Genomic DNA, 21,209 nt, shown 5'->3' with positions numbered 1-21,209 from the left:
TCGAACGCGACGCTGCGCAACTGGTTCCTGCGCGGCATGACGGACATCCGCGGCACCCAGGTCGGCCCGCACGCGCGCGACGTCGAGAAGCCGGTCGCGTGGTGGCGCGTCATGTGCCTCACCGGCGTTGACTACTTCTCGACGCTCGGGTATCAGCCCGCCATCGCGGCGCTCGCCGCCGGCCTCATCGCGCCGTTCGCGACCATCGTCCTCGTGCTGCTGACGCTGTGCTGCGCGCTGCCCGTCTATCGGCGGGTCGCTCGCGAGAGCTTCCGCGGCTCCGGCTCCATCGCGATGCTCGAGCGACTGCTGCCCTACTGGTGGGGCAAGCTGTTCGTTCTCGTGCTGCTCGGCTTCGCGGCGACCGACTTCATGATCACTATGACGCTGTCGGCGGCGGACGCCACGGCGCACGCGATCGAGAATCCGCTCACTCCGTCGTGGATGTCGGGAAGCGGCTGGCAGATCGGCATCACCCTGTTCCTGCTCGCGCTGCTCGCCGTTGTGTTCCTGCGCGGGTTCCGCGAGGCGATCGGCATCGCCGTCGTGCTCGTCGCCGTCTACCTCGCCCTCAACGCGGTCGTCATCGTCGTCGCGTTCCTCCACATCGGAATGCACCCCGTGGTCGTGCACGACTGGTGGACGGCGATGTTCCGCACCAACGGGAACTGGGCCGAGATCATCGGCATCTCGTTGCTCGTCTTCCCGAAGCTCGCGCTCGGCATGTCAGGTTTCGAGACCGGCGTCGCGGTCATGCCGCAGATCAGGGGCAACGCGCACGACAAGCCGCGGCTGCCCATGGGACGCATCAAGGGCACGAAGCGACTGCTCGGCACGGCGGCGGCGATCATGAGCGCATTCCTCATCACGTCGAGCATCGCCACGACCCTGCTGATCCCCCAGAAGGACTTCCAGGCGGGCGGCCCGGCGAACGGGCGCGCGCTCGCTTTTCTCGCCCATGAATACCTCGGGTCGGCATTCGGCACGCTCTACGACGTGTCGACGATCTGCATCCTGTGGTTCGCGGGCGCCTCGGCGATGGCCGGGCTCCTCAACCTCGTGCCACGGTATCTGCCGCGCTACGGCATGGCGCCGCAGTGGGCGAGCGCGGTGCGGCCGCTCGTCGTCGTGTTCGCCCTGATCGGATTCCTGATCACCATCGTCTTCCGCGCGAACGTCGACGCGCAGGGCGGCGCGTACGCCACCGGGGTGCTGGTGCTGATGTGCTCGGCGGCGCTCGCGGTCACCATCTCCGCGTTCCGGCGTCGCCAGCGCAAGCGCATCTGGGCGTTCGGCTTCGTGACGGTCGCGTTCCTCTACTCGACCGTCGTGAACGTGATCGAGCGGCCGGACGGCGTGCGCATCGCCACGCTGTTCATCCTCGCGATCCTGATCATCTCGCTCGTCTCACGCGCGCGCCGGTCGTTCGAGCTGCGTGCCACGTCGGTGACCTTCGACGAGCGAGCGCACGCCTGGCTCGAAGAGGACGCCGAGGACGAGTCCGGCGTCATCCGGATCGTGGCTCACGAGCCGGGCCCGGACACGCGGCAGGAGTACAGCGACAAGAGCAAGTCGGAACGCCACTTCAGCCATATTCCGCAGGCGAGCCGGCTGCTCTTCCTCGAAGTCCTGCCGAAGCCGCGCACGCGCGAGGATTCCTCCGACTTCGTCGAGGACCTCGTTGTGCGCGGCGTGGAGAAGCACGGATTCCGGGTGCTGCAGCTCGAGAGCATCTCGGTGCCGAACGCCATCGCCGCGGTTCTGCTCGAGATCCGCGACCTGACCGGCATCGTGCCGAGCGTCTACTTCCAGTGGAACGAGGGAAACCCCGTGTCGAACATGGCGCGCTTCCTGCTCGACGGCACGGGAGAGATCGCCCCCGTCACGCGCGAGGTGCTGCGCGAGGCGGAGAAGAACCCTAAGCGCCGGCCGATCGTACACGTGAGCTGACCTGGGCGATGAAGTTCTGCAGGTGCTCGTACACCTCGGCGGATTCGGGGTGCTTCGGGTCCTGCTGCCAGGTGTGCTCGGTGCGCGAGCTCCAGCCGTAGCTGAGGAATTCCACGGGGACGCCCGAGTGCCTCGCGGCCTCGACGAAGTTCACGTTCGCGCGATAGAAGATGTCGCGCTCGCTCGTCGTGACGAGCACCGGCGGGTAGTTGCCGTCGAGCCATTCGATCGGGCTGAGCCAGCGGGACGCCCGCTGGAGCGACGCCGGCTTCATGCGGTGCCGCCGGAAGCCCGGCAGAAGCATCCGTGCGAAATCGTGGCTCATGATGAAGCCCGGCTCGAAGAGAACGGAGAAGTCGACCGCACCGCAGTGCAGCACGAGGCCACCGATCTCGTCGCGTGTGATCGCCGGGCGCAGGCCGAAGTGGTCGGCGAGTTCCGGTCGCGTGGTCGTCGCCCCGAGCAGCGCGGCGATCTGGGCGCCGGCCGAGTCGCCGCCGAGCACGATCGTCTCGGGGTCGCCGCCGTACTCGGCGATGTGCGCCAGGACCCAGCGCAATGCGTCGTTCGCGTCATGCAGCATGTGCCGCATGCCGAAGCCGCCGCTGGCGAGTCCGGCCCGACGATAGTTCACGTTGACGACCACGATTCCCGTGTCCGCCTGCACAGCGCAGTACTTGGTGAGCGCCGACTTGTCACCGGCCGTCCACCCGCCGCCGTGGAAGTAGACGTAGACGGGAAGGCGCGCCGCGGTCGCGGCGGTCGCCGCACGCGGGGTGAGCACGTCGAGGCGGTGGCCCGGGTGGCGGTCGCCGACGTAGTCGACGTCGCGCAGGTACTCGACCGTCGTCAGCGGATCCGCATTCATGCGGCGAGACTGGAGGGGCGCGAACGGAAGCATCATGGCTGTCCACAGCCACGGGCCAACGGGGAACGGGGCCGCTCGGCTACCGGCGCGCCGAGACATCGATCGCTGCCAGGAGAGCTGCGGCATAGGCCGACTCGGCATCGTGGGCCTCGAATTCATGCGGTTCGCCTTCCTGCCGAATCGTGACGCGCCACCGGTCGTCGGGGGCTGCCTGCAGCGAGACGAACGCCTCACCGAGCAGAGTACGCAACTGGTCCTCGCGCGGCACCCAGAGCGCCTGCTCGAGCGCCACCGAGTCGAGTGCCCACTCCGTCGTGCCGTTGAAACCGAGGATCGTTCCCGTGTCGAACTCGTGTGATTCGACGGTCATGTCGGAGATCGTGAAGGTCTCATCACCGCTGAATTCTGAGCCGTCGAGACGGAAGAAGTCCCCTGCGGCAGGATGCCAGACGAGCCCGGCGTCACGCAGCTGCCGAGCAACCTCACTCGCGATCATCCGGCAATTATGACCCCCGAGTCAGCGCGTTGCCGGGACGTCTGCTCCACGCGGCCTGAGAGCGGAATGGATCTCGGCGAGACCTACGTCAGGTCGCCAGGAAATGCTGGTTTGGAGGGGCGGCCGGGGCTGTCGCCCGAGCGTCCAGCTATTCCCGCGCACGGCGCGCGATCCGCGCGGTGAGGTCGTCGAGTTCGCTGGTGATCGCGCTGACTGCCCAGACCCTGTTGCGCTGTCGGTTCGTGATCTGATGGACGACCCCGGCTTCTTCCAGCCGGTCGAGTGCCGCGTAGGTACTCGAAGTCGCTGCGTGCCCGAGGTCTTCGGCTTCCTGGGCGCTGATAACCGGGTGGTCGAGCAGAACCGACAGCAGCGTGTGTGCCGCACTTCCTGATCGCGGCCTCACCGTCTCTGCCCATTCGGTGGGCAGCTCGCGGATTCGCGTGACCGAGACGCGTGCTTCCTGGCTGGCGATCTGCGTGGATCGGGCCATGCTTTGGATGAACGGGTCGAGGTATCCGTCGCGATACCGGTTCACCATGTCGAAGTAGTCCTGCTGCTTCGCTACGAGGGCGGACGCGATCGGAGGCGTGGTTGTGACCGTCAGTCCGCGCCGGCGCAGGATCGCGCCGATGAGGGCGCGTCCGATGCGCCCGTTGCCGTCCGTGAAGGGGTGGATCGACTCGAACTGCGCGTGCGCGATGGCTGCTTGAGCGATAGCTGGGATGTCGTCGCGGTTGCTGAACTCGATGAGATCCTCGAGCAGCTCGCCCACTCGTTCTGGTACCGGGGGAACATGTACGGCCCCGATCGGCGAGTAGTCGCTGCCCAAGATCCAGTTCTGCTGATCACGAACCTTGCCGGCGAACGCCTGGTCATGAGGATCGTCCTTCATCAGCGTGTGGTGCGCTGCCAGCATGGAGTCCAGTGTGATCAGGCCGGCTTTTCCGGCGTCGTTGATCATCTTGCCGACCGCGCGCGAAGCCGCGACCATCGAGGTTGCGCTCTCATTCGCTCTGATTCCGGCGATCGCTCGAGCGAAGTCGTCGGTACTGGCCTCCACGTGCTCGATCTTGGACGACGAGATCGACTCGGTCCGGATCAAGAACGACGAGATCGCTCCCGAACCGGGCCCTGCGTCGGCCTCAAGCCCTGCGACCGCGGCCGCGGCGGCTTCCATCGACGTTGCAGCCGCCGCGCTCGGATAGTAATCCTCCCCGGCAATCAAGGGCGGGATCGAAGCGGTCACTTCGGTGAGCGTGCGGTCGGCCCGACTTCCGCGACCGCTTCGGTTGCGCCATGGCGCAACCTCGGAGTCATGAGGAGGCCAGTCGGGCTCGGGCTCGAGGCCTTGAGCGCCAGGGCGGGGGTCCGATGGGGGATTGCCCGGCCAACGCCCGGGGTTCCGGGCGTCCCCGCCGCGTGGGTGCTTCGACTCGTCGTACATGAAGCTCCTCGCTAACCCGGAATAGTGAACCCATTATTCCGGGTTATGAATCTCAAACCGGACTTATGCCATCTTATTCCGAGTTGTGCGCGGCGGCCGTCGGCGGCCGTCAGCGGATCGCGCTACTCGGTCACGACGATGAGCTTGCCGCGCACGTGGCCCGCCTCGAGTCGCGCGTACGCGTCGACGAGTCGCTCGATCGGGTAGATCGCCTGGATCGGCACCGCGATGCGGCCGTCCGCGACAAGGCGCACGATCTCGGCGAACTGTTGCATCGTCGCCTGTGGATTGCCGACGCCCTGCGCGCCGCGGTGGCCGCGCGCGGCGATGGTGTTGAGCCGGTCGAGCGGGACGCCGAGGTCGAGTGCGGCGTCGACGGACTCGGGCCCGTGGCAGTCGAGCGCGGCGGTGAGGCCGTGCGGCGCAGCATCCGACAGGCGCTGCGCCAGCTCATCGCCATAGGCGATCGGGATGACGCCCAGCTCGCGCAGGAACTCGTGATTGCCCCGGCTCGCCGTTCCGATGACCGTCGCACCGCGCAGCACGGCGAGCTGGCTCGCGATCACGCCCACTCCACCGGCAGCAGCGCTCACGAACACCGTGTCACCGGGGCCGGCGCCCACGCGGTCGACGGCGGCGATCGCCGTGCGCCCCGCCACGGCGAGCGCCCCGGCCGTGTCGTAGTCGAGCGTGTCGGGCTTGGCGATGAGAACGCCGTCGCGCTCGACGTCGCTCGCGGCCGCGCCGCCCTCCCCCTCAACCCGGACGATCGCGAAGTCCGCGATCGCGCCGTGCCGCCGGCCGCCGAGGACCGCGTCGCCGACGGCGAAGCGCGTGACGCCCCTGCCCACCTCGTCGACATCGCCCGCGAGGTCGAACCCGACCCCGGTGCCATGCGGGTCGGTCAGGCCGTAGTTCGCGGCACTCTTCCCGGAGTTGATGATCTTGTAGTCGACCGGATTCAGGCCGTTGGCGCGCACGCGCACGCGAACCTCGCCAGGACCCGGGTGCGGAGGCTCGTCATCGACGATGCGCAGAACGTCGGCCGTCGCGCCGAAACTGTCGAATCTCGCGAAGCGTCCCATGACCGCAACGCTAACGTGGACAGAGTGACCGAGTCCGCCCCGAGGCCCAAGACGATCCCGTTCGAGCGCACCTTCCACGGCGACACCGTCGTCGACGAATACGAGTGGCTGCGCGCCAAAGACGACCCCGAGGTGATCGCGCACCTGACCGCCGAGAACGAATACGCCGAGGCGCGGAATGCGCACCTGCTGCCGCTGCGCGAAGCGATCTTCGAGGAGATCAAGTCGCGCACCCTTGAGACCGACCTGAGCGTGCCGACACGTGAGGGCGACTGGTGGTACTACGGGCGATCGTTCGAGGGAAAGCAGTACGGCGTCCAGTGCCGGGCACCGATCGCCGGCCCCGACGACTGGACGCCGCCGCGGCCGGCCGAGGTCGACGCGGACACACCGGCGTTGCCCGGTGAGCAGGTGCTGTTCGACTCGAACGTCGAGGCGGACGGCCACGACTTCTTCGCGCTGGGCAGCTTCGATGTGTCGGCCGATGGGCGGCTGCTCGCCTACGCGACCGATGTCGAGGGCGATGAGCGCTACACCCTGCGCATCCGCGACCTGGCGACAGGCGAGGACCTCGACGACGAGGTGCCGAACACGTCGTCGGGCGCATTCTTCACTCCCGACGCACGCTTCGTCTTCTACACGACGGTCGACGACGCGTGGCGCCCTGACACCGTATGGCGGCACGAGGTCGGCACGCCGGCATCCGCCGATGTGCAGGTCTTCCACGAGCCCGACGAGCGTTTCTGGGTCGGCGCCGGCATGAGCCGCAGCCGTCGCTTCATCGAGGTGGCGGCCGGCTCGTCCGTGACGAGCGAGTCGTGGCTGATCGACACGGATGACCCGACCGGGGCGCCTCGCATCGTGTGGCCCCGTCGCGAGGGCGTCGAATACTCGGTCGAACACGCCGTCGTCGCGGGCGAGGACCGGCTGCTCATCGTGCACAACGACGGCGCCCTCAACTTCGAGCTGGTCGACGTGCCGGCCGCGGACCCTTCCGCCGAGCGGCGCGTGCTCATCGCGCATGACGCGGCCGTCAGACTCGAGGGCGTCGACGCCTTCGCCGCCCGGCTGGTGGTCGAGTACCGCCGCGAGGGGCTCACCCGCCTCGGCATCCTGCCGATCGACGCCGGCGGGTACGGCGAGCTCACCGAGGTGCCATTCGACGAGCCGCTCTACACGGTGCAGTCGGCGGGGAACCCCGAGTGGGAGCAGCCGACGATCCGCCTCGGCTACGGCTCGATGGTGACACCGTCGACGATCTACGACTACGTGCCCGGCACCGGCGAGCTGCGCCTGCTCAAGCAGCAGCCCGTGCTCGGCGGCTACGACCCCGCGCGCTACGAGCAGCGGCGCGAATGGGCGACGGCGGCCGACGGCACGTGCGTGCCGATCTCGCTCGTCTACCGACGCGACCTGGTGACGCCGGGCACACCGGCTCCGCTCGAGCTGTACGGCTACGGCTCGTACGAGCACAGCATCGACCCCTCCTTCTCCATCGCGCGGCTCTCGCTGCTCGACCGCGGTGTTGTGTTCGCCGTGGCGCACGTGCGCGGTGGTGGCGAGCTCGGCAGGTACTGGTACGAAGACGGCAAGAAGCTCACCAAGAAGAACACCTTCACCGATTTCGTCGAGTGCGCGCAGCACCTCATCGACACCGGGTGGACGACGCCGGCCCGGCTGGTCGCCGAGGGCGGCAGCGCCGGCGGGCTGCTGATGGGCGCGGTCGCGAACCTCGCGCCGCAGCTCTTCGCGGGCATCCTCGCCGACGTGCCGTTCGTCGACGCCCTGACCTCGATCCTCGACCCGTCGCTGCCGCTCACGGTCATCGAGTGGGACGAGTGGGGCGACCCCCTGCACGACGCATCCGTCTATGCGTACATGCAGTCGTACTCGCCGTACGAGAACCTGAGAACGGATGCCGCCTACCCGCCGATCCTCGCGGTGACGAGCCTCAACGACACGCGTGTGCTCTATGTCGAGCCCGCCAAGTGGGTCGCGCGGCTGCGTGCGCTCGGTGCCGACGCCCTGCTCAAGATCGAGATGGTCGCGGGTCACGGCGGCGTCTCGGGCCGCTACAACGCATGGCGCGAACGCGCCTGGGAGCTGGCGTGGCTCCTCGACCGGCTCGGAAAAGCGTAGAAGCGCACGCGCTCTACGAGCAGGCGACGAGTTCGGCGCCGCGCGCCGTCAGCTCAGCCGAACAGCAGCGCGGCCTCGTCCCAGCGGCGGCGCGGAACGGCGTTCAAGTCACGGGTCGCCTCGGTGATGCTGACGTCGACGACATCCGTTCCGCGCAGCGCCACCATGGTGCCCCATTTGCCGGCCTGAACCGCGTCGACGGACGCGATGCCGAGGCGCGTCGCGAGCACCCGGTCGAAGGCGCTCGGCGCTCCGCCGCGCTGGATGTGGCCGATGACGGTCGCCCGGGACTCGATGCCGGTGCGCTCTTCGATCATCGGCGCGATGAGGTCGGCGATACCACCGAGCAGCGGACGACCGAACGGGTCGAGGCCCTTGTGCGAATGGGCGCCTTCCATCGTCGGGAAGTGGAAGCCCTCGCTGACCACGACCACCGGCGCGCGGCCGCGGTCGCGCACCGATTCCACCCACTCGCAGACCTGCTCGATCGAGGCGGGCACCTCGGGGATGAGAATCGCGTGCGCTCCGCCGGCCATGCCCGAGTGCAGGGCGATCCAGCCGACGTAGCGACCCATCACCTCGACGACCATGCAGCGGGCGTGCGATTCGGCGGTGGTGCGCAGCCGGTCGATGGCCTCGGTCGCAATGCCGACAGCGGTGTCGAAGCCGAAGGAGTAATCGGTCGCCGCAATGTCGTTGTCGATCGTCTTCGGCACGCCGACGATCTTGAGGCCGTCGTCGCTGAGGCGGCGCGCGGCCGTCAGCGTGCCCTCGCCGCCGATCGCGATGATGGCGTCGATGCCGTTCTTGTCGAGCACCTTCTGGATGTTCTCGGGGCCGCCGCCCGCCTCGTACGGGTTGGTGCGGCTCGAGCCGAGGATCGTGCCGCCCTCTTTCGAGAGGCCGCGCACGCGATGCCTCGGCAGCTCCATCAGGTCGCCCTCGACGACGCCCTTCCAACCCCACCGGAAGCCGACGAACTCGTGCCCGTAGACCCGGTCACCCTTGAGCACGGCACCCCTGATGACGGCGTTGAGCCCGGGGCAGTCTCCGCCGGAGGTCAGAATTCCGATTCGCATGGCAGCTCCTTCTGAATGGAGACTATCGATCGTTGACGGCCTAGCGGGCGAGACCTAGAGCACGAGCGAGCTTGGACCCTGATGACGGCGGAGTGGCGCCCGCTGCGAACAGTCGTTCCTCGACGGCGTCGAGCAGAGCCGCGCGATCGGATGCCTCGCCCACAGCCCCCGCCGGCAGCAGTTCGACCTCCCACTCCTGCCAGCGCCGTTCGGTTCCGTGACCCTCGCCCGGGCGCAGATCCGTGGTGTGCACATGGTCATCGGCGAGCTCGATGAGCGCCTCCCCCGCTGCATCACGCAAGACCGTGGCAATGCGATGGTTTCGGATGCGGGCGATCGGCGCCAGCGGCGCGGCTCCCACGTAGTCGGCGATCGCGGCGCGCACCTCGGCGGGCACCTCATCGTCGTCGCCGAGAGCGAACTGCTGCTCGACGCGCCCCTCTGCGCCCGGGGCCCACTTGATATGCCAGCCGGCGTCGTGGCCGCCGAGGCGCCTGCGCACCGCGATGCGACGCTCGCCGAGAGCGAGGTCAGCGGTGTCGTAGTAACTCGCGTCAAGGTCGAACGCGTCCGCCTCGTCAGCTGATGCGACACGCCCTGCACCCACCAGCGACGGCAGTTCAGCCGACTCGGAGACGTCGTATTTCCGCTCGATCTCGACCTCGCCCGCAGCCATGCGACCAGTCTGCGGCATGCCCCTGAGCGATCTCGAATCGGGTCTTCAACTGCCCAAGAGCCCGGCGTAGCCTGACCCCATGAGCGGCAGTCGCACAGATGACTTCGACGACGACGACGACCTTGAGGACGAAGCACCGGACGACGTCGAGGACTACGAACCCGACCCCAACGTGCTCGACGAGGACGATCTCGAGATCGACGACGACTACGACGCGACCGACGAGGACGACGAATTCCCCGACGACGAGCGCCCGACCGGTTACGACACCGACGACGAGTACGACGAAGACGACGAAGACTTCGACGACTTAGACGACGAGTAGTCGGGCGTCAGCTCAGCGCATCGCGCAGCAGGCCGACCAGCGCGTCGAGCTGAACGGAGGTCTCGGAGCCCGGCTCGACCTCGATCCCGTCGAGCGCACGCAGGGCGAGGCCCTGCTTCGCGTCAATGAGCTCGGCGATCTTCGAGTCGATCGTCTGCGCGGCCACGATGCGCCACGCGGTGACCGGCTCCTCCTGACCGATGCGGTGCACGCGGTCGATGGCCTGAGTCTGCTCCGCCGATGTCCAGGACAGTTCGGCGAGCACGACGTTGGACGAGACCTGAAGGTTGATGCCGACGCCCGCCGCGGTGAGCGAGCAGACGACGACCGACACCTCCGGGTCGTTCTGGAACGCGTCGATCGAACGCTGCCGCTCGATCGCGTTCTGGTCGCCCCGGATCGACACCGACTTCAGCTCGCGGGCCGCGAAGAGCGCCTCTGCCTGGTCCATGACGTCGATGTGCTTCGCGAAGAACACGACCTTGCCGGTCGAGCGGGCGAGCTGTGCGGCATAGTCGGCGGCGAGACCGGCCTTCGCCTGGCCGATCTTGCGGACCATGGTGAACACGTTGTCGCCGGACTTCGCACTCTTCGACTCTTCGAGCTCGGCGTGTGCGACCACGTGGATGAGGTGCTCGCGCCGGGCATCCGTATCGCCCTCGAAGCTCTCGCCGACGCCGGCCGCGAGCGCACGCTCGAACCGCGCCACGAGACGGGACGACAGCTCGCGCTCGGCCGCCTTGATCGAGCGGCCTAGCTCGTCGTCGAGCTCGACGGGCATGTCGACGACGCGACGCGACGGCAGGTCGGCGGCCACGTCGATCTTGCGGCGCCGCACGATGCCCAGGTCGATGACCGCCTCGCGCGCCTCGGGGTAGAACTCGTGATCGGCCGGCGTGAGGCCGGTCGCCTCGAGACGGTCCATCAGCTCGGGGCTCGGCTTGTCGCCCTTGATCCAGCCGAGGAACTGCCAGATCGCGCGGAAGTCATCGATGTCGTTGATCAGCGGCGTACCGGTGAGCGCGATGAGCAGCGGCTCGCCGCCCGGCGCCGTCTTGCGGATCGTGTCTGCCAGCGCGAGCACGTGCTGCGAGCGCTGCGAGTGCAGGTTCTTGATGAAGTGCGCCTCATCGACGACCATGCCGCGGAAGCCCATCTGCGCGATCCACGCGAGGTGGCGGTCGAGGACCTCGTAGTTCACGACGACGATGTCGGCGAACGCGTCGAGCCCTGCGCCGTCACCGTGGATGACGGTCGCTCGACGATGCGGCGTCCACCGCTCGACCTCGCGAACCCAATTCATCTTCACGACATTGGGCACCACCGCGAGGAGCGGGTAGGCATCGGCGACCGAGGCGGCGAGCAGCGACTGCGCGGTCTTGCCGAGGCCCGGCTCATCGGCGAGCAGGTAGCTGCGGTGGCCGAGGCGCGCCGACTCGACGAACTGGGCCTGGTGGTGCATGAGCTCCATGCCATGCGGCGCATACCGGTCGATCTTCGGTGCGGGCGGCAGCTCCATGCTGGCGATGCGACCGCCTGCGCCCTGCTCGAACGACTTGAAGAGCGGCCCGAGCACATCCCACGAGTCGAGACGGCGGCGCGGCGACGGCGCGGCCTCGGCGGCATAGCGGGTGAAGTCGGGAGCGAGGAACGGATTCGAGAGCTGACGCGCCTTCACCGACTGCGGCACGACCTGCTTCTCGGCGAGCTCGGCGGAGAGCACCGGCTTGTTGTCTAGCACCTTCGGCTGGTCGACCGTGATGATCAGGTCGTCGGGGCTCATCTCGGCGCCGGCCTCGAGCAGCCAATCGCGGCGCATGGTCTGGGCCGCTGCCGACGGCGGAGCATCCGTCTCGAGAAGCTGAATCAGGCTCGTGTCGCGCGCCGCCGTCTTGGCGAGGATCTGCGCGATGCCGTCGAGGCGCTTCAGCTGCTCGGCGCGCTGCGCCTCAGCCAGTTCGGGGTCGGACTTCGCCCGGGCGCGCTCCTCGCGCATGAGCAGCGCGATCACCTGGAACTTGGTGCGGTTGGTCGGGCCGAGCTTCTTGCCGCCCTGCGCCTTGGCTTCGACCTCGCGCACGCGGCGCGCGAGAACAGGGATGAGGCCGTCGTTGTTCTGATGACGGCGCCCGGTGCGTCGCTGCGCGACGCGTTCACCGGTCTGGGACATGTGCCTCCACGGACGATCTGCAGGCCCTGTTCGGATTCACCCCGAAACGGGCCGATGTGGTGCGGGGTTCCTGCCCGCGGCACGAACGAATCGCAGAAGCGACTCGGGCCGCGGCGGATCGGAAACCCGACGCTCCACAATCTTAGTCCTCATGGCGCACAGAATGCGCGCCACGGCGCGTCACGCCGGCGGGGTCACCTTGATCAGGACGCCTGCGGCGATGAAGGTGGCGGCGGCGAGGATGCTCAAGCCGCTGACGACCACCCCCGCGAGGGGCAGCGGGAACACGGGGTTCCAGACGACGAGCACTGCGGCGAGGACCACCACTAGCCACCACTGCCTGGCCTGGATCGCAAACCAGCCGGTGATGGCCGCGAGGATCGCAACGGGATAGTCGATCCACACGTGGTACGTCTTGGTGCCCACGAGCGCGAGGCCCGCCATCAACACGATCGCACCGAGGAATCCGGGTACGAGTGCGAGGCGAACGGGCTGCGGGGCGTTGGTAGGGCGTGGCATGGCGCCATCAGCCTAGTGGCGCGGACTTCACGGAGACCGAGGAGTCACGCCACGGGTCGAGCCGGGTCACGCGGCGACGGAGTCGCCCTTGCGGAGCAGGAACGCGGCGGGGTCTCCGTCGCGGTTCGAGCGGATCGTGACGGCGGCGTGGGCGGCGAGCATGCCGAAGTCGCGCTCGTCGAGGCGCGACATCGGAACGCGACGCAACTCCGCGTCGGCAGCGATGCCGCACACGGCGAAGACCACGTCCGGCAGCTCCTCCGCGTGGGCCGCGTCGTCGAGGTAGACGATCGGCACCCCCGTGGTGTCGAGCGGCAGGACGCTCAGGAGCGCCTGGGTCGCGGCCTCGGTCGACGTGTCGGCGAGGTCGACGACGGTGTGGCCCTCATTGGGTGTCGGCGTGGCGATCGGCCCCGCCGTCAAGGTCAGCCATTGCCCGGGCTCCATCGCATCCAGGACGGACAACAGGGGACCCGTGAGCAACGGGTCGAGGTTCTTCAGCATGGCGGCGTGCCTCTTTCGTGATGCCATAAATCGAATCTCCTCAACCCCAAGACGACGGTAGAGGAGACGACTGGCGCACGGATTCCCCAGTGTGGGGGGCTTGCCGCCTGCGAGCGGTTAGTCGGCGCGGCCGAGGACCTCGCGCAGCAGCCCGTACCACGCGGCGTAGCCGGCTTCGGTGAGGTGCAGCCCGTCGACGGTGAACTCGGGGCGCAGGCCGCCCTCGTCGTCGGCGAGCGTCGGCCAGACATCCACATACTCGCCGCCCACCGGCGGGGTGAGCGCCGCGATCTGGTCGTTCACGCTCCTCACGATGTGCGCGTAGTCGTGCTGGCGCGGCAGGATGCTCTGCACCACGATCCGCGAATCGGGAAGCTTCGCGCGCAGCTCGGCGAGCACGTGCTCGATGTTCTCCACGACCTGCTCGACGGGCAGGCGCCACGCGAAATCATTCGTGCCGATCTCGAGCACCACGGTCGCGGGGCCTGCGGCGACGACCTCGTCGAGGCGATCGAGAAGATCGTCGCTCGTGTTGCCGCCGACGCCGAAGTTGAGCACGTGCTGACCGGGCAGCACCGACTGCCAGTCGCCCTGCTCGGTCAAGCTGTCGCCGACGAATGCCGTGACGGCGGATTCGGTCATGTTCTGGGCCTCCATCGCGTATCCAAAGCTAGCCGATCGATGCCGCTCAACGCACGAGCGTGCGGCCCATGATGGCACTGCTCAGTGCATCGACGGGGTCCGTTGCGGAATGCGGGTTCGCGATCAACGTGAAGTCGACGTCGCCGACCTCGGGGAGTCCGAGCCGGGTGCTCACCTTCACGAGGTCACCGGGGATCAGCGTGCGCGGGAAAACCGCGACCCCGAGGCCGGCGCGCACTGCCGAGAGAACGCCGTTCACCTCGCGCGTGTTGCAGGTGATGCGCCACGTGCGCCCGACGCTCTCGAGGGCATCGATGGCCATGCGCCTACTCATCGACGGGTCTTGGTACGAGACCAGCGGCACGGGCTCACCGGGCCCCAGCTGGATGCCGTCGAGGCCCATCCACACCATCTGATCGGTGCTGACTTTCGTGCCCTCCGCCCCGCCGGGCGCCTGCTTGATGAAGATGAGGTCGAGTTGACCGCCGGTCAGCCGGCGATGCAGGGCGCCGGACTGCCCCACTGTGAGCTCGAGGTTCAGCTGCGGGTGGAGCGCACGGAAGTCGCGCAGGATGCGCGGCAGCTGCGTCATGGTGAAGTCGTCGGCCACCCCGAACCGCAATCGGCCGCGCATGGCTGTTCCGCTGAAGTAGCTGTCGGCCGCCGCGTGGGCGGCGAGGATGCTGCGTGCGAAGCCGGCCATGGCCTCGCCGTTGTCGGTCAGGCGCACCTGACGCGTGTCGCGGTCGACCAGGACCCGGCCGGCCTGACCCTCGAGCCGCCGCACGTGCTGGCTGATCGTCGGCTGCGCGAGCTGCAGCCGCTGCGCTGCCCGCGTGAAGCTTCCGGTCTCCGCAACGGCAAGGAAGCTGCGCAGCAGCGACGGATCGAACATGGTGCCGGCCTTCTTCTCGCAGCATTGCGGAACGCAATGCGAGTTATTGCGACCATTCTAAACAACTATCGAATCGTTGCGACTACCGTTGACTGTGTTGTGAGCGCCGCTAATCCTCCCACTGAACCACTGCTGGTCATGAGTGCGCGCCCGCGCTGGCGCGACATGTTCGCCTCCCTCAAGGTTCCGAACTACCGGCTCTACGCGACCGGCCAGATCGTCTCGACCACGGCGCAGGGCATGCAGCGCATCGCGCAGGACTGGATCGTGCTGCAGCTGTCGGGGAATGTCGCCGACGTGGGCATCACGGTCGCACTGCAGTTCGCGCCGATGCTGGTCTTCGGCCTGTACGGCGGAGTCATCGCCGACAGGTACCCGAAACGGCGCATCCTGCAACTCACACAGTCCGTGATGGCGCTGCTCGCAGCGACCATGGCGGTGCTCATCATCACCGGCGCGATCCACGTCTGGATGATCTGGTGCATCGCGCTCGTCGGCGGCTTCGCGACCCTCGTCGACAACCCGGCAAGGCAGTCGTTCGTCTCCGAGGTGGTCGGGCCCACCCTGCTGCGGAATGCGCTCAGCCTGAACTCGTCGACCTTCCAGCTGGGTGCGCTCATCGGACCTGCGCTCGGCGGTGTGCTGTTGTCGGCGATCGGCGGGGGCTGGTCGTTCGGCGTCAACGCCATCGCCTGTCTCGGCACGGTCTTCGCACTCAGCCGCATGGACGGCTCGAAGCTTCTGCCCGCGCCGCCCGCTCCGCGACACAAGGGCCAGCTGCGCGAAGGCCTCGCCTACGCGGCGCGGAAGGACGAGATCCTCTTCACGCTCATCGTGCTCACCTCGGTCGCGCTGTTCATCTACACGATGCCCGTGCTGCTCACGGCGTTCGCGGACCACGTCTACCGCGTCGGCTCGACCGGCTACGGCATCTTCAACGCGCTGGTGGCGCTCGGCGCGTTGAGCGGCGCACTGCTCTCCACCCGGCGCGTCTCCATCAGCCTGCGCACGGTCATCGGCGGCGCGATAGCTCTGGGCATCGTCCAGGCCCTCGCCGGACTCGCGCCGCAGCTCGCCGTCTTCGGGGTTCTGCTCGTCGGCGCCGGGCTCGCGCAGCTGCTGTACTTCATCGCCTCCAACTCGCTCGTGCAGATGTCGACGAACATCGCGATCCGCGGGCGGGTCATGGGCGTGTTCGTGCTGATCCAGCTCGGCGGTCAGTCGATCGGCGGTCCCGTGATGGGAAGCATCGTCGACGCATACGGGCCGCACGTCGGCATGACGATCTCGGGCGCAGTGCCGCTCGCGACGGCGCTCGTCGCCGGCCTCGTGCTCATCAAGCGCCGCGGCCAGACCGTGTCGTCAGTGGTCCGCGGCGCGCTGCACCCCCGCCGCGTCTGATCGCACCGCGGCGCCGTGCCGAACCGCTGAACGGACGCAGCTGCGCCGAACGGACATCCGCGCGACGCATCCGTCTCCATCCGACGCAGTCGGCCTACTCGGCGAGCAGCAGCTCTCGCGCGACGCGCACGTCATCGGCGATCTGCCGGGTGAGGGCCTCGATGCCGTCGAACGCGACCATGCCGCGGATCCGCGCCACGAACGTCAGCTCGACCTCGTGATCGTAGAGATCGATCGTCTCATCGATCACATGCGCTTCGACCTGCTTCTGCGGGACGCCCTCGAAGGTCGGGTTGTTGCCGACGGAGATCGCGGCCGGATGCCTCGTGCCATGGTCCTCGAGCCAGCCGGCATAGATGCCGTCGGCAGGAATCAACCCCTCGGACTCCGGCGAGAGATTTGCCGTCGGAAACCCGAGTTCGCGGCCGCGCTTGGCCCCGTGCACGACGAGTCCGCGCACCGCGGGCTCATGCGCGAGCAGACGAGTCGCGTCGGCGATGTCGCCCTCCGCGAGGAGCTGACGAATCCGCGTCGACGACACCCTCTCCCCCGCTACCCCCACGACGTCGTCGATCAGCTCGACCGTGAATCCGTGCTCGTGGCCGAGCCGCGCGAGGAGCGCGACGTCACCCGAGTTGCCCGAGCCGAAGCGGAAGTCGCTGCCCACATAGACACGCTGAGCGTGGAGCGCCTTGACGAGGTACTCGGTGACGAAGCGCTCAGCCGGAATGGCGGCGAACGCCTCGTCGAAGTGCACCACGAGCGTCGCGTCGACACCCGTCTCAGCCAGCAGGCGCAGCTTCTGATCGAGGCTCACCAGCGGGTCCGGGCAGTGCTCGGGCGCGATCACGGCGAGCGGATTGCGATCGAACGTGACGACCGTCGAGACGAGCCCTGCGGCCTGCGCGTCCGTCACGAGTCGTGCGATCACCGCGCGGTGCCCGGAGTGCACGCCGTCGAATTTCCCGATCGTCACCGCGCTCGGTCCGAAGCCGGCGTCGACCTCCGCCTCGGAGTGGAACACCCTCACTTCTGCGCCTTTCCGCGGATGCCCGCCGGATGCGTTCGCAGCCACCACATGCCGGCCAGCGGCAGCACGAGCGGCACGAACCAGTACCCCTGACCGAAGACGGTCCACACCGTTGCGGTGTCGCCGAACGCGTTGCCCGAATCGGGGCCGAGGGCGTTGGGGAAGAATGTCGTGATCACGCCGACCACGATGACACCCGCGAACTCGATCGTGACCGTGCCCCACGCGATGCGGTACCAGACGCCGCGATGGATGATGAGGGCCGCCGTGGCGAGCATGTAGACGAGGGCGGAGGCCCCCGAGATCGAGATCGCGACGGGCGCCTTGGAGAAGTGGTCGATGATCTGGAACGCGCTACGACCCGCTGCCGCCATGACCAGGACGAGGTAGACGGCGATGAGCACGGTCAGCGTGCCGGTGCCGACGAGTCGCGGCATCGCGGCCGAGAGCCTCTCGGTGACGGACTTCGACTCGGACATCGCGGTCACAAGTCTAGATTGCGTGGTTGGTCCAGATGGTCCACATCCTGACGAGCATCACCGAGACCGCCAGGCCTGCGACTCCCAGCACCACGACGCTCCACCGCGTGCGGTCGATCAGCGCCCAGGCCATCGCGATGAGGGGCACCAGCACGATGGCGATCTGGTACATCCAGTACTCGAGCAGGCTCCCCCGCGGGTGATTGCCCGCCGACGGCGCAACCGCCGACACGACGAGCTGCGCGATGAGGAGGAGTGCGACGAGCGCCGTCGCGCCCATGGTGAGGTCCCCTGGCGTACGGCGCGCGAGGCCGAGCACGAGGCAGAGCACGCCCGCGGCCAGCGCGATCGCGACCTGGGTGAACGTGAGCCACTCGATCATCGGGTCTCCTGCGGGAAGCCGGTCTCGACGCGCACGACGCCGGTCGCGGAAATCGTGACAAGGGCGACGAGGCGCCCGTCTGGGGCGATGGCGGCGCGGATGCCCTGCGCCGCCGGCGCCTCGACCTGAAGCTTCTTGCCGTGCCCGAGGTCGATCGCCTGCTGCCCGTCGAGCTCGATGCGCGGCACCAGCCGGCCCGCGGCGTCCGCCGGGGCGACCAGTACGTCCGCCACAGGGATCTCACCGTCGACCAGCCTGTCGAGAGAGGTCGCGTGCGACACCGCGAAAGGGCCCACGGAGGTGCGCCGCAGCGCCGTGAGGTGCCCGCCGACGCCGAGCGCCGCACCCAGATCGCGGGCGAGCGCGCGAATGTACGTGCCCGAGGAGCAGGAGACGCGCACGTCGAGGTCGATGCGACCCGGCATCCGTCTTGTCGCGTCGATGTCGAACGAGTGGATCGTGACCGGCCGTGCCGCGAGCTCGACCGCCTCGCCCGCCCGCGCCCGCGCGTACGCGCGCTTGCCGTCGACCTTGATCGCGCTGACCGTGCTCGGCACCTGCTCGATGGGGCCCGTGAGCGAGCGGATGCCCGTCGCCACCGCCTCGTCGGTGATCGCATCGACCGCGCCGGGCGTGGCGGTCTCGGTGATCTCGCCCTCCGCGTCGTCGGTCACGGTCGCCTCGCCGAGGCGGATCGTCGCCTCGTAGACCTTGTCGGTGCCGACCACATGGGTGAGCAGCCGCGTCGCCGCGCCGAGACCGACGATCAGCAGGCCCGTCGCCATGGGGTCGAGGGTGCCGGCGTGCCCGACCTTCCGCGTGTTCGCGGCACGGCGGACACGCGCGACGACGTCGTGGCTCGTGAGGCCCTGCGGCTTGTCGACGAGGAGGATGCCGTTCGGACCGGTCCGTTCGGCGGCACCCGTCACAGGCCGGCCTTGGTCGCGTCGAGCATGATGGTCGCCTTGCTGCCACACGCATCGTCGATGAGCTCGCGGGCGTCGGTGTTCGCGTCGTAGAGGTCGGCCATGCGCATGGTCAGCAGCGTGTTGATGAGCATGCCACGGGCCAGGAAGTCGTTCGCGCCCTCGGCGCCGAGCCCCGCATCGTCGCGCAGCACGCGGTACATGCGAATGAAGCCGTCGCGCGCGTTCGACCCGATCGCCGGGTCATGGCCGAGCAGGAACGCCTGCATCAGCGGCAGCACGATGCCGCCCTCTTCCACGAGGTCGAGATAGGCCAGGCCGAGGAACTCGTTGCGCGCTTTGCCGCTGAGGCCCTGCTGCTCCGCTTCGGCGACCGCCGCGCGGAACTGGGTCTCGAGCCGCTGGCCGGCCCTGTCGAGCACCTCGTTGAACAGCTTCTCCTTGCTGCCGAACATGCGCACGACGTAGGGCTGGCTGATGCCGGCGACCTGCGCGACCTGATCGGTCGTCGCGCCGGCGTAGCCGCGCTCCCCGAACACCCGCGCCGCGGCGTCGAGGATCTGCTCGCGGCGCTCTGCTGCCGGAATCCGCTCGGCTTTCGTCTCACTCACGCTTGACATGTTATCAGTCGATAACTTACCGTTGCGTCTTGTAATCATCCAATTACCACAACTGGAGGACACCGTGTCTGTTCCCGTTGCGACGGATGCCGCTCAGACTGGTTCTGTGGCATCACGTCCGCGCAGCCGTCCGCTGTGGCTCGTCATCGCCGCGGCGTCCCTGCCCATGTTCATGGGCACCCTCGACAACCTCGTCGTGACCAACGCCCTGCCGGTGATCGCCCGCGACCTCTCCGCGAACATCGACGAGCTCGAATGGGTCATCAACGCCTACGCCCTCGCGTTCGCGAGCTTCATCCTGACCGCGGCGGCGCTCGGCGACCGCTTCGGCCGGCGCACCTTCTTCGTGATCGGCATCGCGCTGTTCACGGTCGCGTCCGCCTTCTCCGCCCTGAGCAGCGAGCCCTGGCAGCTGATCACCGCACGCGTCTTCCAAGGGATCGGCGCCGCCGCGTTGATGCCGCTCTCGCTCACGATGCTCGCCGGATCCGTGAGCGCGAAGGCACGCCCCGCAGCGATCGGCATCTGGGGTGGCGTCTCCGGACTCGGCGTCGCGCTCGGCCCGCTCATCGGCGGCGCCGTGACCCAGGGCTGGGCGTGGCAGGGCATCTTCTGGATCAATGTGCCCGTCGGCATCATCGCCGTGCCGCTCGTGCTCTGGGCGCTGCCGAACAGCTTCGGCGCGCGAGTGCGCGGCGACCTCATGGGCCTCGTGCTCGCGGGCATCGGCGTATTCGGCATCGTCTACGGAATCGTGCGCGGGAACGACGCAGGCTGGTCGAGCGCCGAGGTGCTCACCTCGCTGATCGGCGGCGGCGTGCTCCTCGTGGCGTTCGTCGTCTGGGAATCGCGCACCGCGGCACCCATGCTGCCGCTGCGCCTCTTCCGCTTCCCGAGCTTCACCATCGCGAACGCGGTCAGCGTGATCTTCAGCTTCGGCATCTTCGGCTCGATCTTCATCCTGATCCAGTTCCTGCAGGTCGTGCAGGGCAAGAACCCCCTGGTCGCGGGCGAGATGACGATGCCGTGGACACTGCTGCCGCTGATCGTGTCGCCCCTGACCGGGTTCCTGCTCACCCCGCGCTTCGGGCCGCGGATGCCCGTCTCGGTCGGGCTCGGACTCTCGGCGATCGCCATCGGGTGGCTCGCCTGGGTCATGTCGCCCACGGTGCCGTACTCGCACCTCGTGCCGCCGTTCGTCCTCGCCGGCATCGGCATGGGGCTGATCTTCGCGCCAGTGGCAACGGCCGTGCTCATGGACATGCCCGACCCCGACCACGCCAAGGCATCCGGCGCGAACGCCACGCTGCGCGAGATCGGCACAGCGCTCGGCATCGCGGTGCTCACCGCGGTGTTCACGGGTGCCGGCGGCCAGCTCACGCCGACGGGCTACGTCGACGCCGCTCAGAAGGCGGTCTTCGTCGGTGCTGCGGTGCTCGCCGTCGCGACCTTCGTCGCTCTCGGGCTGCCTGGGCGGCGCCGCGAGCTCGCCGGGCGTGTCTAGCCCGGTCCTGCTGCGCTGCACCTGCGGCACGGCGCTACAGCTACGGCTGGCGCGCCGTGCCGCAGCTGTAGC

The 21,209-nt window shown here is 68.5% G+C and carries 21 protein-coding genes; 5 read left to right on the top strand and 16 right to left on the bottom strand.

Annotated elements, in window-relative coordinates:
- Positions 1-36 precede the first annotated feature (36 nt).
- A complete protein-coding gene (locus ACFOYW_RS06845) occupies positions 37-1,950 on the top strand; it encodes an amino acid permease (RefSeq protein ID WP_390228144.1) in 1,914 nt (637 codons plus the stop codon).
- Here the strand turns inward: ACFOYW_RS06845 and ACFOYW_RS06840 are convergent.
- The 4 genes from ACFOYW_RS06840 to ACFOYW_RS06825 all read right to left on the bottom strand — a co-directional run bounded on the left by ACFOYW_RS06840 (position 1,919) and on the right by ACFOYW_RS06825 (position 5,846).
- A complete protein-coding gene (locus ACFOYW_RS06840; RefSeq protein WP_390228058.1) occupies positions 1,919-2,818 on the bottom strand; it encodes an alpha/beta hydrolase in 900 nt (299 codons plus the stop codon). The two genes, ACFOYW_RS06845 and ACFOYW_RS06840, sit on opposite strands and share 32 nt — an antisense overlap.
- Positions 2,819-2,897: 79 nt before the next feature.
- Positions 2,898-3,314, bottom strand: a complete 417-nt coding sequence (locus tag ACFOYW_RS06835; protein ID WP_390228057.1) for a hypothetical protein — start codon at positions 3,312-3,314, stop codon at positions 2,898-2,900.
- 148 nt (positions 3,315-3,462) lie between these two features.
- The gene (locus tag ACFOYW_RS06830) at positions 3,463-4,494 is read right to left on the bottom strand and encodes a Fic family protein (protein ID WP_390228056.1); all 1,032 of its coding nucleotides are present in this window, start codon (positions 4,492-4,494) and stop codon (positions 3,463-3,465) included.
- 389 nt (positions 4,495-4,883) lie between these two features.
- Positions 4,884-5,846, bottom strand: a complete 963-nt coding sequence (locus ACFOYW_RS06825) for an NADP-dependent oxidoreductase (protein WP_390228055.1) — start codon at positions 5,844-5,846, stop codon at positions 4,884-4,886.
- Positions 5,847-5,870: 24 nt separating this feature from the next.
- On the opposite strand from ACFOYW_RS06825, the gene ACFOYW_RS06820 reads away from it, so the two are divergent.
- Positions 5,871-7,985 carry a S9 family peptidase gene (locus tag ACFOYW_RS06820; RefSeq protein WP_390228054.1) on the top strand — a complete coding sequence of 705 codons (2,115 nt, stop codon included), beginning with the start codon at positions 5,871-5,873 and terminating at the stop codon, positions 7,983-7,985.
- Positions 7,986-8,038: 53 nt separating this feature from the next.
- Here ACFOYW_RS06820 and ACFOYW_RS06815 read toward each other — a convergent pair whose 3' ends face one another.
- Both ACFOYW_RS06815 and ACFOYW_RS06810 read right to left on the bottom strand, forming a co-directional pair.
- On the bottom strand, positions 8,039-9,064 hold the full coding sequence (locus tag ACFOYW_RS06815) for a 6-phosphofructokinase (RefSeq protein ID WP_390228053.1): 1,026 nt from the start codon (positions 9,062-9,064) through the stop codon (positions 8,039-8,041).
- Positions 9,065-9,104: 40 nt separating this feature from the next.
- Complete coding sequence (locus tag ACFOYW_RS06810; protein WP_390228052.1) at positions 9,105-9,740, bottom strand: CYTH domain-containing protein; 636 nt, start codon at positions 9,738-9,740, stop codon at positions 9,105-9,107.
- A gap of 79 nt (positions 9,741-9,819) precedes the next feature.
- Between ACFOYW_RS06810 and ACFOYW_RS06805 the strand changes: the two genes are divergently transcribed.
- Positions 9,820-10,065, top strand: coding sequence for a hypothetical protein (locus ACFOYW_RS06805; protein WP_390228051.1), 246 nt, complete (start codon positions 9,820-9,822; stop codon positions 10,063-10,065).
- Positions 10,066-10,072: 7 nt separating this feature from the next.
- On the opposite strand, the gene ACFOYW_RS06800 is transcribed toward ACFOYW_RS06805, so the two are convergent.
- The 5 genes from ACFOYW_RS06800 to ACFOYW_RS06780 all read right to left on the bottom strand — a co-directional run bounded on the left by ACFOYW_RS06800 (position 10,073) and on the right by ACFOYW_RS06780 (position 14,795).
- Positions 10,073-12,235, bottom strand: a complete 2,163-nt coding sequence (locus ACFOYW_RS06800; protein WP_390228050.1) for a DEAD/DEAH box helicase — start codon at positions 12,233-12,235, stop codon at positions 10,073-10,075.
- Positions 12,236-12,415: 180 nt separating this feature from the next.
- Positions 12,416-12,754: a hypothetical protein gene (locus ACFOYW_RS06795; RefSeq protein WP_390228049.1), complete on the bottom strand. Its 339-nt coding sequence runs from the start codon at positions 12,752-12,754 to the stop codon at positions 12,416-12,418.
- 66 nt (positions 12,755-12,820) lie between these two features.
- Positions 12,821-13,285: a hypothetical protein gene (locus tag ACFOYW_RS06790; protein WP_390228048.1), complete on the bottom strand. Its 465-nt coding sequence runs from the start codon at positions 13,283-13,285 to the stop codon at positions 12,821-12,823.
- Positions 13,286-13,375: 90 nt separating this feature from the next.
- The gene (locus ACFOYW_RS06785; protein WP_390228047.1) at positions 13,376-13,900 is read right to left on the bottom strand and encodes a GDSL-type esterase/lipase family protein; all 525 of its coding nucleotides are present in this window, start codon (positions 13,898-13,900) and stop codon (positions 13,376-13,378) included.
- 46 nt (positions 13,901-13,946) lie between these two features.
- The gene (locus ACFOYW_RS06780; RefSeq protein WP_390228046.1) at positions 13,947-14,795 is read right to left on the bottom strand and encodes a LysR family transcriptional regulator; all 849 of its coding nucleotides are present in this window, start codon (positions 14,793-14,795) and stop codon (positions 13,947-13,949) included.
- Between the two features lie 138 nt (positions 14,796-14,933).
- On the opposite strand from ACFOYW_RS06780, the gene ACFOYW_RS06775 reads away from it, so the two are divergent.
- The gene (locus ACFOYW_RS06775; RefSeq protein WP_390228045.1) at positions 14,934-16,196 is read left to right on the top strand and encodes an MFS transporter; all 1,263 of its coding nucleotides are present in this window, start codon (positions 14,934-14,936) and stop codon (positions 16,194-16,196) included.
- A gap of 94 nt (positions 16,197-16,290) precedes the next feature.
- On the opposite strand, the gene ACFOYW_RS06770 is transcribed toward ACFOYW_RS06775, so the two are convergent.
- The 5 genes from ACFOYW_RS06770 to ACFOYW_RS06750 are packed head-to-tail and all read right to left on the bottom strand — an operon-like array spanning position 16,291 to position 19,624.
- Positions 16,291-17,226 (bottom strand): bifunctional riboflavin kinase/FAD synthetase, encoded by a 936-nt coding sequence (locus tag ACFOYW_RS06770; protein WP_390228044.1) that lies wholly within the window; start codon positions 17,224-17,226, stop codon positions 16,291-16,293.
- Positions 17,223-17,705, bottom strand: a complete 483-nt coding sequence (locus tag ACFOYW_RS06765) for a hypothetical protein (protein WP_390228043.1) — start codon at positions 17,703-17,705, stop codon at positions 17,223-17,225. The genes ACFOYW_RS06770 and ACFOYW_RS06765 overlap by 4 nt, the downstream gene beginning before the upstream one ends.
- Positions 17,706-17,718: 13 nt before the next feature.
- Positions 17,719-18,087 (bottom strand): hypothetical protein, encoded by a 369-nt coding sequence (locus ACFOYW_RS06760; RefSeq protein WP_390228042.1) that lies wholly within the window; start codon positions 18,085-18,087, stop codon positions 17,719-17,721.
- Positions 18,084-19,016, bottom strand: a complete 933-nt coding sequence (truB, locus tag ACFOYW_RS06755) for a tRNA pseudouridine(55) synthase TruB (RefSeq protein ID WP_390228041.1) — start codon at positions 19,014-19,016, stop codon at positions 18,084-18,086. The genes ACFOYW_RS06760 and truB overlap by 4 nt, the downstream gene beginning before the upstream one ends.
- Positions 19,013-19,624 carry a TetR/AcrR family transcriptional regulator gene (locus tag ACFOYW_RS06750; protein WP_390228040.1) on the bottom strand — a complete coding sequence of 204 codons (612 nt, stop codon included), beginning with the start codon at positions 19,622-19,624 and terminating at the stop codon, positions 19,013-19,015. Before ACFOYW_RS06750 ends, truB begins: the two co-directional genes overlap by 4 nt.
- Positions 19,625-19,739: 115 nt before the next feature.
- Between ACFOYW_RS06750 and ACFOYW_RS06745 the strand changes: the two genes are divergently transcribed.
- Positions 19,740-21,137: a DHA2 family efflux MFS transporter permease subunit gene (locus tag ACFOYW_RS06745; protein ID WP_390228039.1), complete on the top strand. Its 1,398-nt coding sequence runs from the start codon at positions 19,740-19,742 to the stop codon at positions 21,135-21,137.
- Positions 21,138-21,209 lie beyond the last annotated feature (72 nt).

The organism is Gryllotalpicola reticulitermitis (genome assembly GCF_042651345.1).
Lineage (GTDB): Bacteria > Actinomycetota > Actinomycetes > Actinomycetales > Microbacteriaceae > Gryllotalpicola > Gryllotalpicola reticulitermitis.
The sequence above is the reverse complement of the archived record's forward strand: the minus strand, read 5'-3'. Positions and strand labels throughout refer to the sequence as shown.

What these genes read in the sequence shown, in the direction of transcription:
- ACFOYW_RS06845 (WP_390228144.1), top strand. Translation starts at nt 37, where the DNA reads ATGACGGACATCCGCGGCACCCAGGTCGGCCCGCACGCGCGCGACGTC.
- ACFOYW_RS06840 (WP_390228058.1), bottom strand. Translation starts at nt 2,818, where the DNA reads ATGAATGCGGATCCGCTGACGACGGTCGAGTACCTGCGCGACGTCGAC.
- ACFOYW_RS06835 (WP_390228057.1), bottom strand. Translation starts at nt 3,314, where the DNA reads ATGATCGCGAGTGAGGTTGCTCGGCAGCTGCGTGACGCCGGGCTCGTC.
- ACFOYW_RS06830 (WP_390228056.1), bottom strand. Translation starts at nt 4,494, where the DNA reads ATGGAAGCCGCCGCGGCCGCGGTCGCAGGGCTTGAGGCCGACGCAGGG.
- ACFOYW_RS06825 (WP_390228055.1), bottom strand. Translation starts at nt 5,846, where the DNA reads ATGGGACGCTTCGCGAGATTCGACAGTTTCGGCGCGACGGCCGACGTT.
- ACFOYW_RS06815 (WP_390228053.1), bottom strand. Translation starts at nt 9,064, where the DNA reads ATGCGAATCGGAATTCTGACCTCCGGCGGAGACTGCCCCGGGCTCAAC.
- ACFOYW_RS06810 (WP_390228052.1), bottom strand. Translation starts at nt 9,740, where the DNA reads ATGGCTGCGGGCGAGGTCGAGATCGAGCGGAAATACGACGTCTCCGAG.
- ACFOYW_RS06805 (WP_390228051.1), top strand. Translation starts at nt 9,820, where the DNA reads ATGAGCGGCAGTCGCACAGATGACTTCGACGACGACGACGACCTTGAG.
- ACFOYW_RS06800 (WP_390228050.1), bottom strand. Translation starts at nt 12,235, where the DNA reads ATGTCCCAGACCGGTGAACGCGTCGCGCAGCGACGCACCGGGCGCCGT.
- ACFOYW_RS06795 (WP_390228049.1), bottom strand. Translation starts at nt 12,754, where the DNA reads ATGCCACGCCCTACCAACGCCCCGCAGCCCGTTCGCCTCGCACTCGTA.
- ACFOYW_RS06790 (WP_390228048.1), bottom strand. Translation starts at nt 13,285, where the DNA reads ATGGCATCACGAAAGAGGCACGCCGCCATGCTGAAGAACCTCGACCCG.
- ACFOYW_RS06785 (WP_390228047.1), bottom strand. Translation starts at nt 13,900, where the DNA reads ATGACCGAATCCGCCGTCACGGCATTCGTCGGCGACAGCTTGACCGAG.
- ACFOYW_RS06780 (WP_390228046.1), bottom strand. Translation starts at nt 14,795, where the DNA reads ATGTTCGATCCGTCGCTGCTGCGCAGCTTCCTTGCCGTTGCGGAGACC.
- ACFOYW_RS06775 (WP_390228045.1), top strand. Translation starts at nt 14,934, where the DNA reads ATGAGTGCGCGCCCGCGCTGGCGCGACATGTTCGCCTCCCTCAAGGTT.
- ACFOYW_RS06765 (WP_390228043.1), bottom strand. Translation starts at nt 17,705, where the DNA reads ATGTCCGAGTCGAAGTCCGTCACCGAGAGGCTCTCGGCCGCGATGCCG.
- ACFOYW_RS06760 (WP_390228042.1), bottom strand. Translation starts at nt 18,087, where the DNA reads ATGATCGAGTGGCTCACGTTCACCCAGGTCGCGATCGCGCTGGCCGCG.